This is a genomic window from Roseateles sp. T103, from assembly GCF_057219915.1.
The window spans coordinates 91,813-104,489 of record NZ_JBXVVS010000007.1 but is presented as its reverse complement, the minus strand read 5'-3'; the positions used below and the strand labels follow the sequence as shown (position 1 = coordinate 104,489).

Genomic DNA, 12,677 nt, shown 5'->3' with positions numbered 1-12,677 from the left:
TCAGGAAGGAATGCTTGGCACCTCGGCAGCCTGCGCAGCGGGGGCTGCGCCGGTCGCTCGGTACCAGCGAGGGAAATGGGTCTTCACCGACTCGCCGTCACGCCGAAGAGCGTGGCAGCGGTCGAGTTGAAAGGGGGGCGTCGTGTCCTCATGGCTGCCGCGCGGGTCGATCACGACGCCGACAAAGGCCTGAACCACTGCAGTGGGCAGCACCTGGCAGAGTTCGGTGATGTGGGTGCAGCCGCGAGTGCCGCCCAGGCGCTCCTTGACGCCCTGACGGAAGCCCTTGAAGAGGTTCAACCCGACCAAGCGGCCATAGGCCTCGCCGTGCTGGTCGCAGGCGCCTGGGTAGGGAATCCAGTGTGTTTCAGAGCGGGCCTCGATGATGTTCGCCTTGGCATCGATGCACAGCAGCAGGCGCATGGCGTGCAGCGGATCGCTGGCAGAGCGCATGCCGCCGGCCACCGGGAAGTCGCGTGGCTTGGTGTCCTGCAGCGAGGCTTCGACGTCGAAGCAGCCGTCCTGACGCGCAAACACCTGCACGTCGATGGCACGACGGTGCAGCAAACGGCGTTCGGCGGGCTGCTGGGACAAGGACATGGTCGGTATTCGCAGGCGAAACGCACCGCCGTCGACGCAGGGGCAAGCCGCGTGCGGGCGCTTTTGCACAGTCCGCCAATGTAGCATGCTGCGCTGCGGCAAAGGCTTACAGCAGGCTTCCAGTGGGCGGTCGGCGCGCTGTGCGGTCACCGTACAAAGGCGGCACCAGTCAGTCTTCGTCAGCCCGCAGCACGCGTCGGATGGTGTCTGAGGAAAAGCCGCGCGTGGCAAGAAAACGCATCTGCCGTGCGCGGTCGGCGGCTTCGACAGGCAGCTGCGCGCCGAACTTGCGCCGGCGCACCTCGGCGGCGCGCTGCACTTCGCTGTCGCGCAGCGCCGCCATGCTTGAATCGTCAGGACTCAGACCGTGCTGGGCCAGCTCCTGCCGTATCCGCGCGTTGCCCCATCGCTGGGCGCGGGCCTGGATGCGAGATTCGACAAAGCGCTGCTCGTCCAGAAAGCCCTCGGCCTGCAACCAGCCGAGCAGCTGCTCCACCTGCTCGGAGGCTGCCTGTCCATGGGCCTCATCGTCTTCAGCCGCTTCATCGCCCGCTGGGCCTTCGGCGCGATCACCCGCCTGCTGACGCGCGATGCGCAGCAGCTTGCGACGCATCTCGACGATGCTCTGATCGCGCTGCGCCAGCAGCGCGATGGCACGCATCTTCAGCGACAGGCCCGATCCGCCGGAGCGCGAGGCCATGCCGCAGGTATCACTCGCCGCTGTCGGCCGCTTGCGGCAGCGGCGCCACGCCCAGCGATTCGCGGATCTTGTTCTCGATCTCGTGGGCGAGATCGGGGTTCTCGCGCAGGAATTCGCGCGCGTTGTCCTTGCCCTGGCCGATCTTCTCGCCGTTGTAGGCATACCAGGCGCCGGACTTGTCCACCACCTTGGCCGTGACCCCCAGGTCGATGATCTCGCCCTCGCGGCTGATGCCTTCGCCATAGAGGATGTCGAATTCGGCGGTCTTGAACGGTGGCGAGACCTTGTTCTTCACCACCTTGACCTTGGTCTCGGAGCCGATGACGTCCTCACCCTTCTTGATCGAGCCGATGCGGCGGATGTCCAGGCGGACCGAGGCATAGAACTTCAGCGCATTGCCGCCAGTGGTGGTCTCCGGGCTGCCGAACATCACGCCGATCTTCATGCGGATCTGGTTGATGAAGATGACCGTGCAGTTGGTCTTCTTGATCGTGGCGGTCAGCTTGCGCAGTGCCTGGCTCATCAGGCGGGCTTGCAGGCCGGGCAGCGCATCGCCCATTTCGCCTTCCAGCTCGGCCTTGGGCGTCAGCGCAGCGACCGAGTCGACGACGATCAGGTCCACCGAGCCGGAGCGCACCAGCGCATCGACGATCTCGAGCGCCTGCTCACCGGTGTCGGGCTGGCTGATCAGCAGGTCCTGCAGATTGACGCCGAGCTTCTGCGCGTACTGGATGTCCAGCGCATGTTCGGCATCGATGAAGGCCGCAGTGCCGCCGAGCTTCTGCATTTCGGCGATGACCTGCAGCGTCAGCGTGGTCTTGCCCGAGGACTCGGGGCCGTAGATCTCTATCACCCGACCGCGAGGCAGGCCGCCGACGCCCAGCGCGATGTCCAGACCCAGTGAGCCGGTGGAAACCACTTGGATGTCTTCGATGACTTCGCCCTCGCCCAGGCGCATGATCGAGCCCTTGCCGAACTGCTTTTCGATCTGGGCCAGCGCGGCTTGCAGAGCCTTGGCTTTTTCGGCGGCGGCAGCGGTATTGGGTTTCACGGGGGCGTCCATATGTTCTCCTCGGTAGGCTGGGCGCATTATGGCGCAATCTGTATGTTTGTACAGTAGTTGCAGCAAGTGCTGCTGCCAAGTCCTGTCAGCAGGGCGAGGTCCATAAAATCGAGGACTGAACGCCAGAGGCGCCGCAACGACAGCGCGCCCGATAACCACGGAGACAGCTCATGCGAATTCTCATTGCCGAAGACGACCAGGTGCTGGCCGATGGTTTGTTGCGCTCGCTGCGCGCGTCCGGTTATGCGGTGGATCAGGTCAGCAGTGGCAGCGAGGCGGATGCGGCGCTGGCTTCGCATGAATTCGACCTGGTGATCCTCGATCTCGGTCTGCCGCGGCTGCATGGTCTGGAAGTGCTGCGCAAGCTGCGCACGCGTGGCTCGGCCACGCCGGTGCTGATCCTCACCGCGGCCGACAGCGTCGAGCAGCGCGTCAAGGGCCTGGACCTGGGGGCGGACGACTTCATGGCCAAGCCCTTCTCGCTGCAGGAACTCGAGGCGCGCGTGCGCGCGCTGACGCGCCGCGGTCTGGGCACGGCCTCCAGCGTGATCAAGCATGGCCCGCTGTCCTTCGACGCCACCGGCCGCGTGGCCTATATCAACGACCAGATGATCGAGCTGTCGGCGCGCGAGCTCTCGCTGCTCGAGGTGCTGCTGCAGCGCGCCGGTCGCCTGGTCAGCAAGGATCAGCTGGTCGAGCGCCTGTGCGAATGGGGCGAAGAGGTCAGCAACAATGCGATCGAGGTCTACATCCATCGCCTGCGCAAGAAGATCGAGCAGGGGCCCATCCGCATCGCCACCGTGCGCGGCCTGGGCTACTGCCTGGAGAAAGTGCCGGGCTGAGCGCCGGCCGGACAGTCCGATGGAGCGCGGCCCGGCTGTCCGATACGCCTCTCGCTAAATGGCCCAGAACCGCGAACAACGCTCCCTCTTCGGCGAGATTCTCGACTGGCTGCTGGCGCCCTTGCTGGTGATCTGGCCGGTCAGCGTGGCGCTGACCTGGCTGGTGGCGCAGGGCATCGCCGGGCGCCCGTACGACCGCGAGCTCGGCGAGATGGCGCGCAATCTCGGCCTGCAGGTCGCGGCCGTGCCGCTGGAGGGCGCCAAGCGCTCGCGCTACGCGCTGGCGCCGGAGGCTGCGGCGCTGCTGCGCGCCGATGGCAACGACACGGTCTATTACCAGGTGCTGGGGCTGCGCGGCGAACTGCTCAGTGGCGACGCGCAGCTGCCGGTGCCCGAGGCCGAGCCGGGCCAGACCATCGTTCCCTGGCGGCTGCTCTATCGCGACGACGAGGTCGCTGGCGAGCCGGTGCGCGTGGCCTATCTGTGGGTGGCGCCCGAGGGCATGGCTGGCAGCACGCAGATGATGTTCGTGCAGGTGGCCGAGACCCTGGGCAAGCGCGCGCGGCTGACCAACGACATCATCAAGGGCGTGATCCTGCCGCAGTTCGTCATCCTGCCGCTGGCGGTGCTGCTGGTGTGGATGGCGCTGGTGCGCGGCATCGCGCCGCTCAACGAGCTGCAGCGGCGCATCCGCTCGCGCGAGAGCTCGGACCTGAGCCCCATCGACGAGCGCCATGTGCCCGACGAGGTGGCGCCGCTGGTGCGCGCGATCAACGACCTGCTCGAGCGCCTGGACCAGTCGCTGAGCGCGCAGAAGCACTTCCTGGCCGACGCCGCGCATCAGCTGAAGACCCCGCTGGCCGGGCTGCGCACGCAGGCCGAATTCGCACAGCGCGAGATCGACGAGGGCCGCAGCTCGCCAGCTGAGCTCAAGCGCTCGCTGCAGCAGATCGCGCTGTCCAGCCAGCGCGCCGCGCACATGGTGAACCAGCTGCTCGCGATGGCGCGCGCCGAGGATCAGGAGCATGCGCTGCGCCGCAGCGAGGTCAATCTGGCCGAACTGGCCATCGAGACGGTGCGCGACTTCGTGCCGCGGGCGATGGACAAGCGCATCGACCTTGGCTACGAGGGACCGGACGAGGAGCACAGCATGCTGCGTATCCACGGCCAGCCCCTGCTGATCCGCGAGCTGATCCGCAACCTCGTCGACAACGCGCTGCTCTACACGCCGTCGGGCGGCACGGTCACGGTCCGGGTCGTCGAGGACCCCTTCGGCCAGGTGACGGTGCTCCAGGTGGAGGACTCTGGACCAGGCATTCCGGAGAGCGAGCGCGAGAAGGTCTTCCAGCCCTTCTACCGCGCGCTGGGCACCAATGTCGACGGCTCAGGCCTGGGCCTGGCCATCGTGCGCGAGATTGCCCAGCAGCACGGCGCCGAACTGACGCTGGACGACACGCGCAGCCGCCGCGCCGACGTGCCCGAGGGTCAGGGCCCCGGCGCCCGCTTCACGGTGCGCTTCACGACCGCCAGCGTCAGACCCGCCAGGGACGTCGCAGCCTGAGCCGTTGGCCGCTGCGCTGCTCACTTGCCGGCAAAGCTGCGCCGGCTCTTCGCGATGGCCATCAGGATGCCCAGCGCCAGGCCCTGCGTGACCATGGCCGTCCCGCCGTAGCTGATGAAGGGCAGCGGTATGCCCACCACCGGCAGGATGCCGCTGACCATGCCCATGTTGACGAACACATAGGTGAAGAAGGACAGCGTCACCGCACCAGCCATCAGCCGGCCGAACAGGCTGGGTGCCTGCGTCGCGATCCACAGCCCGCGCATGATCAGCGCGGTGAAGCCGGCCAGCAGCGCCAGCGCGCCGAACAGGCCGAATTCCTCGCCATAGGCGGCGAAGATGAAGTCGGTGGTGCGCTCCGGGATGAACTCCAGATGCGTCTGCGTGCCCTTCATGAAGCCCTTGCCGGTGAGACCGCCGGAGCCGATGGCGATCTCGCCCTGGATGATGTGGAAGCCCTTGCCCAGCGGGTCCTTGTGCGGGTCCAGCAGCGTGCAGACGCGGTTCTTCTGGTACTCGCGCAGCACCGGCCAGTCCAGTTCGGGCTGGCAGATCCGTTCCTCGCTCATCACCAGCGCGCCGATGCCGATCAGCACCACTGCGACTGCCGGCACGACCAGCCGCCAGCTCAGGCCGGCGAAGAAGATCACATACAGACCCGCGGCGAGGATCAGGATGGCGGTGCCCAGGTCGGGCTGCTTGGCCACCAGGCCGACGGGAATGGCCAGGATGAGCGCAGCGACGCCGAAGTCCAGACTGCGCAGCTGTCCCTCGCGGCGCTGGAACCACCAGGCCAGCATCAGCGGCACGGCGATCTTCAGGATCTCCGAAGGCTGGATCACGATGCCGACATTGAGCCAGCGCGTGGCGCCCTTCTTGGTGATGCCGAACAGCGCTGTGGCGATCAGCAGCGCCACGCCCACCGTGTACAGCGGCACGGCCAGGCTGGCCAGGCGCTGTGGCGGCAGCTGTGCGACGACGAACATGATGCCGGCCGCCAGCAGCATGTTGCGGCTGTGATCCACGAAGCGGGTGCCGTGGTCGAAGCCGGCCGAATACATGCTCAGCAGGCCCAGCGCGGCCAGCCAGAGCAGGATGGCCAGCATCGGGCCGTCGAAGCCGGACAGCCAGGGCTGCAGCCGCTTCCACAGCGGTGGCTTGCTCAACACGGTGCTCATGGGCGGGCTCCCGAAGCAGGTTTTGCCGCAGCCACGGTGACGCCGGCCGGCGCGCTGGCTGCCAGTGCGGCCGAGGCAGCGGTCCCGGGCGCACCGGGCTGGCCGGGCAGCGGCACGGCGCTGGCGCGCCGCGGCGCACCGACAGGCGCCGTGGTCTTGCCCTGCTGCGTCAGCGCGATGTCCTCCTCGCTGGGATACAGGCCCAGCAGCATGTAGTCGAACACGCGCCGCGCGATCGGCGCTGCCGAGGTCGAACCCCAGCCGGCGTTCTCGACGATGATGGCCAGCGCGATGCTGGGCTCCTCGACCGGCGCAAAGGCGATGTACAGCGAGTGGTCGCGCTTGCGCTCCTCGGTCTTGGCGGCGCTGTACTTCTCGCCGGCGCGCAGGCCGACCGCCTGCGCGGTGCCGGTCTTGCCGCCGCTCTTGTAGGGCGCGCCGGCGAAGGAGGCGCGCGATGTGCCTTCCACGGTCACGCCGTGCATCGCATTGCGGATCACTTCGGCATGCTCGGGCTTGAAGGGCAGCGGCGGCAAGGCGTCGCTGGAGATGCGGCGCTGCTCATGCTTGACCACGTCCTCGATCGCGCGCACCAGCCGCGGCCGGTAGCGCTGGCCGCCGGTGGCCAGCGTCGCCGTCGCGGTGGCCAGCTGCAGCATGGTGAAGTTGTTGTAGCCCTGGCCGATGCCCAGCGAGATGGTCTCGCCGGCGTACCAGCGCTGCTGTTCCGGGCGCTTGAACTTCTGGCGCTTCCAGCTCGTCGAGGGCAGATCGCCGGTGACCTCGCCCATCAGGTCGATCTGGGTCTTGCGACCCAGGCCGAAGGGCTCCATCTCGTCGTGGATCAGGTCCACGCCCATCTCGTTGGCCAGGCTGTAGAAGTAGACGTTGGACGAGCCGACGATGGCCAGGCGCATGTCCTTGGGGCCGGGGCGGTCGGTCTCGGGGCTGCCGAAGACGCGGCCGCCGAAGCTGTAGTTCAGGTTGTCCATGATGACCGTCTTGGCGTCGCGCTTGCCGCTGTTCAGCGCGGCCATGGCCATGAAGGGCTTGTAGGTCGAGCCGGGCGGGTAGGTGCCGCGCAGCGCGCGGTTGAGCAGCGGCTTGTCGATGTTCTCGTTGAGCTCACGCCAGCTCTCGGCATCGATGCCGTCGACGAACAGATTCGGGTCGAAGGTCGGCTTGGAGACGAAGGCCAGCACCTCGCCGCTGCGCGGATCGATCGCCACCAGCGCGCCGCGGCGGTCCTTGTAGAGCTCCTCGACCAGCGCCTGCAGGCGGATGTCTATCGACAGCACCAGCGTGTTGCCCGGCGTCGGCGGCTTGTGGGCGAGGCGGCGCACCGCGCGGCCGCCGGCGCTGGTCTCCACCTGCTCGAAGCCGGTGATGCCGTGCAGCTCGCGCTCGTAGGCCTGCTCCAGGCCTAGCTTGCCGATGTACTCGGTGCCGCGGTAGTTGGCGAAGTCCTCATCGCTCCACTCCTCCATGGCCTTCTTCTCGGCCTGGTTGATGCGGCCGATGTAGCCGATCAGGTGCGAGCCCACCTCGCCCAGCGGATAGCTGCGGAACAGCCGCGCCTTGATCTCCACGCCGGGGAAGCGGAAGCGCTGCGCGATGAAGCGTGCCACCTCGGCGTCGCTGAGCTTGGTGCGGATCGGCAGCGACTCGAAATGCTTGCTCTCCTCCATCAGACGCTTGAAGCGGCGACGGTCGCGCGGCTGGATCTCGACGACCTCGGCCAGCGCATTGATCGTGCGCTCCAGGTCCGGCACGCGGCTGGGCTGGATCTCCAGCGTGTAGGCCGAGTAGTTGCTCGCCAGCACGACGCCGTTGCGATCCTTGATCAGGCCGCGGTTGGGCACGATCGGCACCACGGCGACGCGGTTGTTCTCGGCCTGCTCGAGCAGATCGTCGTGCTTGATCACCTGCAGCCAGATCAGCCGCGCCAGCAACAGCCCGAAGCAGAACAGCACGAAGCCGCCGGCCACGATCGCGCGCTCGCGGAATTGCGAGGCCTCGCGTTCGACATTGCGGAACACCGTCATGGCCGTGCGCTCCCGAGACCGCTCAAAGCGGCCGGTGGGCGTCGGGGTCCGGCGCGCGGCGCTGCGGCGCCAGCAGCAGCCAGCTGGCCACCGGCCACAGCAGGGCCTCCAGCAACGGCGCCAGCACCAGCCACCAGCCGGGCCACATGCCCCCCACGCTCAGCCGCACCACCAGCTGCACCACGTGCGCGAGCACGAACAGCGGCAGCACCTGCAGGGCCTGCTCGAGCGGGCGGAACCATAGCAGGCGGCGGTGCAGACTGACCGCACCGAAGCTGAGGATGCTGTAGGACAGCGCATGCTGGCCCAGCAGCGCGCCGTGGTGCACGTCCACCAGCAGGCCGAACACGAAGGCATAGCCCACGCCGACGCGGCGCGGCTGGTGCACATTCCAGAACACCAGGATCAGCGCCAGCAGGTCGGGCATGCCTGCGGTGCGGCCGATCGGCACCATATCGGCCACCAGGCCCAGCAGCAGCGTGAAGGCGATGAACAGCGGGTTGGCCGGCAGCAGCAGCTGGTCGCCACGCGGCATGATCATTTCTTGCGTCCTCCCGGCTTCTCGCCCGCGGCCGGCACCGCGCTGGCAGCCACCTCGGCGCGCACCGGAGCCAGCTCGCTGCTGGGCAGCAGCACCAGCACATGGCGTGCGTCGTCGGAGCGCGCGATCGGCTCGAGCAGCACGCGCGCGAAACTGCTGTCGCCGCGGCGCTCCACCGCGCTGACCTTGGCCACGGGCAGACCCGGCGGATAGACGCCGTCCAGTCCGGATGTGGTGAGCAGGTCGCCCTTCTGCACATCGGCATTGGCGGCCATGTAGCGCAGTTCCATGCCGCTGCCATCGCCGGTGCCGAAGGCCACGCCGCGCTGCTGGCTGCGCATGTTCAGCACCGGAATGGCGGCGTCCTTGTCGGCCAGCAGCGTGACCTCGGCCGACAGCGTGTACACCCGCGTCACCTGGCCGAGCACGCCGGCATCGTTGATCACCGGCGCGCCAGGCGGCACGCCCTTGGCGCTGCCGCGGTCGATGACGACGCGGCGCGAGTAGGGGTCGGCCGCCTCGTAGAGCACCTCGGCCGTCTGCGACTGCACGCTCAGGGCCGGGCGCATGCCCAGCAGCGCGCGCAGGCGCTCGTTCTCCTTTTGCAGCTGCTCGACGCGGGCCAGCTTTTCGGCCTGCTTGACGAGCTGGCGGCGCGCCATGTCCTCGGCCGCCATCGCGCGCTCGGTGCCGCGCAGATAGCCCTGGAACTGCTCCCAGCCGTCAACCGGCGCGAGCAGCAGCCGCTGCACCGGGTGCAGCACCAGCGCCAGCCCGGAGCGCACCGGGTCGGCCAGCCGGAAGCGCGCATCGGCCACCATCAGAAAGATGGCCAATGCCGACAGCAGCGCCAGCTTTGTCAGCGCCGAGGGGCCCTGGCGGAAGAACGGGGGTGGGGAGCGATCCAGCGTGCCCAGTGGCATGGCTCAGGCGAGTCGCGACGGGGTCAAGAAGAGGAAAAGCCGGCCCCGCGTGCTGCGTGCCGGCTCGTTCCAGGACATGGCTTCGATTATTCCGACGTGAAGATCGAACCCAGGCGCTCCATCCGCTCCAGCGCCATGCCGCAACCGCGCACCACGCAGGTCAGCGGGTCTTCGGCCACCAGCACCGGCAGGCCGGTTTCTTCGGCCAGCAGGCGGTCCAGGTCGCGCAGCAGCGCGCCGCCGCCGGTCAGCATCATGCCGCGCTCGGCGATGTCGGCGCCCAGCTCGGGCGGCGTCTGCTCAAGCGCGTTCTTCACTGCAGAGACGATCTGGTTCAGCGGGTCGGTCAGGGCTTCGAGGATCTCGTTGCTGGAGATCGTGAAGCTGCGCGGCACGCCCTCGGAGAGGTTGCGGCCCTTGACTTCCATCTCGCGCACCTCGGAGCCCGGGAAGGCGCTGCCGATGTTCTTCTTGATCGCCTCGGCGGTGGGCTCGCCGATCAGCATGCCGTAGTTGCGGCGGATGTAGTTGATGATGGCCTCGTCGAACTTGTCGCCGCCGACGCGGACGCTGCCCTTGTAGACCATGCCGCCCAGCGAGATCACGCCGACCTCGGTGGTGCCGCCGCCGATGTCGACGACCATCGAGCCCGAAGCTTCCGACACCGGCAATCCGGCGCCGATCGCCGCGGCCATCGGCTCCTCGATCAGGTAGACCTCGGAAGCGCCGGCGCCCAGCGCCGATTCGCGGATCGCGCGGCGCTCGACCTGGGTGGAACCGCAGGGCACGCAGATGATGATCCTCGGGCTCGGCTTGAGCATCTTCGAGTCGTGGACCATCTTGATGAACTGCTTGAGCATCTGCTCGGTGACGGTGAAGTCGGCGATCACGCCGTCCTTCATCGGGCGGATCGCCTCGATATTGCCGGGCACCTTGCCGAGCATGGCCTTGGCCTCGTGGCCGACGGCCTGGATGGTCTTCTTGCCGTTGGGACCGCCTTCGTGGCGGATCGCCACCACCGAGGGCTCGTCCAGGACGATGCCCTTGCCGCGCACGTAGATCAGGGTGTTGGCAGTGCCGAGGTCGATGGCGAGATCGGTGGAGAAGTAGCGACGCAGGGAAGCGAACATGATGTGGATGAGGTCGCCAGGAGCCGGTTTGCTTGCAGGGTCTGCCGGGCTCGCGTTGGTCTGGGCTGAAGGCTGGCTGTCAGTCGAAAAAACAGTGCAGACTCGGCTGCACTGCGGATGTCTTGGCCCATGCTCCCCGGGCGCAGCGACAGCGGGTCTGCTCTCCCTACGCCTGAGCCATGGATATAAGCGGAGATAATACCCGAAGCCCCCATGCCTGAACCTGCGGCAAGCCCTTGCCGGGCACTCTTTTTGGCCGCCTTCGATGAACTACGAGGACTTGGTTTTCCCATGGCCCTGACCCCCCAGGACGTGAGCCGCATCGCCCATCTGGCGCGGCTCGAACTCTCGGACGCCGAACAAGGCGCCCTGCTTGGCCAGCTCAACGGCTTTTTCTCTATCGTCGAGCAGATGAGCGCGGTCGACACCACCGGTGTCGAGCCGCTGTACACGCCGCTGTCCGCCGTGCAGCAGGTGCAGCTGCGCCTGCGCGAGGACGCGGTCACCGAGACCAACCAGCGCGAGCTCAACCAGAAGAGCGCCCCTGCCGTCGAGGACGGCCTGTTCCTGGTGCCCAAGGTGATCGAATGACGACGATGAGCAACAAGCCCCTGCACCAGCTGGGCGTGACCGAGCTCGGCCGCGCCCTCCGCGCCAAGGAGGTCTCCGCCACCGAGCTGAGCCAGGCCCTGCTGGCCCGCGTCGAAGCCGATGCGGCGCTGGGCGCCTTCCTGCATGTGGACCGCGAGGCCGCGCTGGCCGCCGCCCAGGCTGCCGACGCCCGGCTGGCCGCAGGTGAAACCGGCGCGCTGCTCGGCGTGCCGCTGGCCCACAAGGACATCTTCGTCACCGCCGACATGCCCACCACGGCCGGCTCCAAGATGCTGGCCGGCTACCGCAGCCCCTTCGACGCCACCGTCGTCGCGCGGCTGAAGGCAGCGGGCACGGTCTCTCTGGGCAAGCTCAACTGCGACGAGTTCGCGATGGGCTCGGCCAACGAGAACAGCGCCTACGGCCCGGCCCACAACCCCTGGGACCGCGCGCGCGTGCCCGGCGGCTCCTCGGGCGGCAGTGCTGCCGCCGTCGCTGCGCGTCTGCTGCCCGCGGCGACCGGCACCGACACCGGCGGCTCGATCCGCCAGCCCGCCTCGTTCACCGGCATCACCGGCATCAAGCCGACCTACGGCGTCTGCAGTCGCTACGGCATGATCGCCTTCGCCTCCAGCCTGGACCAGGCCGGCCCGATGGCGCGCAGCGCCGAGGACTGCGCACTGCTACTGTCCGCAATGAGCGGCTTCGACGAGCGCGACGCCACCAGCGTGCAGCAGCCGGCGCAGGACTTCCATGCGCAGATGCTGCAGGCGCGCGAAGGCGCGACTGCGGCCCAGCCGCTCAAGGGCCTGCGCATCGGCCTGCCCAAGGAGTTCTTCCCTGCCGCGCTGGCCGCCGACGTCAACGGTGCGGTGCGCCAGGGCCTGGCCGAGCTGGAGAAGCTCGGCGCCACGCTGGTCGACGTGAGCCTGCCGCGCACCGAGCTGGCCATTCCTGTCTACTACATCATTGCCCCGGCCGAGGCGAGCTCAAACCTCTCCCGCTTCGACGGCGTCAAGTTCGGCCACCGCGCCGCGCAGTTCGACGACCTGCTGGACATGTACAAGAAGACCCGTGCCGAAGGTTTCGGCGCCGAGGTCAAGCGCCGCATCATGATCGGCACCTATGTGCTGAGCCACGGCTACTACGACGCCTACTACCTGCAGGCGCAGAAGCTGCGCCGCATGATCGCCGACGACTTCCAGCAGGCCTTTACACAGTGCGACCTCATCGCCGGCCCGGTGGCGCCCAGCGTCGCCTGGAAGGCGGGCGAAGGCGCGGACGATCCGGTCAAGGCCTACCTCGCCGACATCTTCACGCTGCCCGGCTCGCTGGCCGGCCTGCCGGGCATGAGCGTGCCGGTGGGCTTTGGCGAAGGCGGCATGCCCGTGGGCCTGCAGCTGATCGGCAACTACTTCAAGGAAGGCCAGCTGCTGCACGCCGCCCATGCGCTGCAGCAGGCCACCGACTGGCACAGCCAGGCGCCCGCCGGGATCTGAAGAC

At 68.1% G+C, this 12,677-nt stretch carries 12 protein-coding genes; 4 read left to right on the top strand and 8 right to left on the bottom strand.

What is annotated here, in order from left to right; translation table 11 throughout:
* The 3 genes from AC2EBS_RS17455 to recA all read right to left on the bottom strand — a co-directional run bounded on the left by AC2EBS_RS17455 (position 1) and on the right by recA (position 2,363).
* Complete coding sequence (locus AC2EBS_RS17455; RefSeq protein WP_484729730.1) at positions 1–600, bottom strand: DUF2889 domain-containing protein; 600 nt, start codon at positions 598–600, stop codon at positions 1–3.
* A 169-nt stretch (positions 601–769) separates the two neighbouring features.
* The gene (locus AC2EBS_RS17450; protein ID WP_484729729.1) at positions 770–1,300 is read right to left on the bottom strand and encodes a regulatory protein RecX; all 531 of its coding nucleotides are present in this window, start codon (positions 1,298–1,300) and stop codon (positions 770–772) included.
* 10 nt (positions 1,301–1,310) lie between these two features.
* Positions 1,311–2,363 carry a recombinase RecA gene (gene recA, locus AC2EBS_RS17445; protein WP_484729728.1) on the bottom strand — a complete coding sequence of 351 codons (1,053 nt, stop codon included), beginning with the start codon at positions 2,361–2,363 and terminating at the stop codon, positions 1,311–1,313.
* A 170-nt stretch (positions 2,364–2,533) separates the two neighbouring features.
* Here recA and AC2EBS_RS17440 point away from each other — a divergent pair, with 170 nt between their 5' ends.
* Both AC2EBS_RS17440 and AC2EBS_RS17435 read left to right on the top strand, forming a co-directional pair.
* On the top strand, positions 2,534–3,205 hold the full coding sequence (locus tag AC2EBS_RS17440; RefSeq protein WP_484729727.1) for a response regulator: 672 nt from the start codon (positions 2,534–2,536) through the stop codon (positions 3,203–3,205).
* A 58-nt stretch (positions 3,206–3,263) separates the two neighbouring features.
* Positions 3,264–4,766, top strand: coding sequence for a sensor histidine kinase (locus tag AC2EBS_RS17435; RefSeq protein ID WP_484729726.1), 1,503 nt, complete (start codon positions 3,264–3,266; stop codon positions 4,764–4,766).
* A 20-nt stretch (positions 4,767–4,786) separates the two neighbouring features.
* On the opposite strand, the gene rodA is transcribed toward AC2EBS_RS17435, so the two are convergent.
* The 5 genes from rodA to AC2EBS_RS17410 all read right to left on the bottom strand — a co-directional run bounded on the left by rodA (position 4,787) and on the right by AC2EBS_RS17410 (position 10,583).
* Positions 4,787–5,944 carry a rod shape-determining protein RodA gene (gene rodA / locus AC2EBS_RS17430; protein ID WP_484729725.1) on the bottom strand — a complete coding sequence of 386 codons (1,158 nt, stop codon included), beginning with the start codon at positions 5,942–5,944 and terminating at the stop codon, positions 4,787–4,789.
* Positions 5,941–7,989, bottom strand: coding sequence for a penicillin-binding protein 2 (gene mrdA / locus AC2EBS_RS17425; RefSeq protein WP_484729724.1), 2,049 nt, complete (start codon positions 7,987–7,989; stop codon positions 5,941–5,943). The genes rodA and mrdA overlap by 4 nt, the downstream gene beginning before the upstream one ends.
* A gap of 22 nt (positions 7,990–8,011) precedes the next feature.
* Entirely contained in the window at positions 8,012–8,530 is a 519-nt protein-coding gene (gene mreD, locus AC2EBS_RS17420; protein WP_484729723.1) for a rod shape-determining protein MreD, read from the bottom strand.
* Positions 8,527–9,453, bottom strand: coding sequence for a rod shape-determining protein MreC (gene mreC / locus AC2EBS_RS17415; protein WP_484729722.1), 927 nt, complete (start codon positions 9,451–9,453; stop codon positions 8,527–8,529). Before mreC ends, mreD begins: the two co-directional genes overlap by 4 nt.
* Positions 9,454–9,539: 86 nt before the next feature.
* Positions 9,540–10,583 carry a rod shape-determining protein gene (locus AC2EBS_RS17410; protein WP_484729721.1) on the bottom strand — a complete coding sequence of 348 codons (1,044 nt, stop codon included), beginning with the start codon at positions 10,581–10,583 and terminating at the stop codon, positions 9,540–9,542.
* A 291-nt stretch (positions 10,584–10,874) separates the two neighbouring features.
* Between AC2EBS_RS17410 and gatC the strand changes: the two genes are divergently transcribed.
* Positions 10,875–11,174, top strand: a complete 300-nt coding sequence (gene gatC / locus AC2EBS_RS17405; RefSeq protein WP_484729720.1) for an Asp-tRNA(Asn)/Glu-tRNA(Gln) amidotransferase subunit GatC — start codon at positions 10,875–10,877, stop codon at positions 11,172–11,174.
* Between the two features lie 5 nt (positions 11,175–11,179).
* The gene (gene gatA / locus AC2EBS_RS17400) at positions 11,180–12,673 is read left to right on the top strand and encodes an Asp-tRNA(Asn)/Glu-tRNA(Gln) amidotransferase subunit GatA (RefSeq protein ID WP_484729719.1); all 1,494 of its coding nucleotides are present in this window, start codon (positions 11,180–11,182) and stop codon (positions 12,671–12,673) included.
* Positions 12,674–12,677: the final 4 nt, after the last annotated feature.

Coding starts and splice junctions, on each gene's coding strand:
- AC2EBS_RS17455 (WP_484729730.1), bottom strand. CDS start 600: ATGTCCTTGTCCCAGCAGCCCGCCGAACGCCGTTTGCTGCACCGTCGT.
- AC2EBS_RS17450 (WP_484729729.1), bottom strand. CDS start 1,300: ATGGCCTCGCGCTCCGGCGGATCGGGCCTGTCGCTGAAGATGCGTGCC.
- recA (WP_484729728.1), bottom strand. CDS start 2,363: ATGGACGCCCCCGTGAAACCCAATACCGCTGCCGCCGCCGAAAAAGCC.
- AC2EBS_RS17440 (WP_484729727.1), top strand. CDS start 2,534: ATGCGAATTCTCATTGCCGAAGACGACCAGGTGCTGGCCGATGGTTTG.
- AC2EBS_RS17435 (WP_484729726.1), top strand. CDS start 3,264: ATGGCCCAGAACCGCGAACAACGCTCCCTCTTCGGCGAGATTCTCGAC.
- rodA (WP_484729725.1), bottom strand. CDS start 5,944: ATGAGCACCGTGTTGAGCAAGCCACCGCTGTGGAAGCGGCTGCAGCCC.
- mrdA (WP_484729724.1), bottom strand. CDS start 7,989: ATGACGGTGTTCCGCAATGTCGAACGCGAGGCCTCGCAATTCCGCGAG.
- mreD (WP_484729723.1), bottom strand. CDS start 8,530: ATGATCATGCCGCGTGGCGACCAGCTGCTGCTGCCGGCCAACCCGCTG.
- mreC (WP_484729722.1), bottom strand. CDS start 9,453: ATGCCACTGGGCACGCTGGATCGCTCCCCACCCCCGTTCTTCCGCCAG.
- AC2EBS_RS17410 (WP_484729721.1), bottom strand. CDS start 10,583: ATGTTCGCTTCCCTGCGTCGCTACTTCTCCACCGATCTCGCCATCGAC.
- gatC (WP_484729720.1), top strand. CDS start 10,875: ATGGCCCTGACCCCCCAGGACGTGAGCCGCATCGCCCATCTGGCGCGG.
- gatA (WP_484729719.1), top strand. CDS start 11,180: ATGAGCAACAAGCCCCTGCACCAGCTGGGCGTGACCGAGCTCGGCCGC.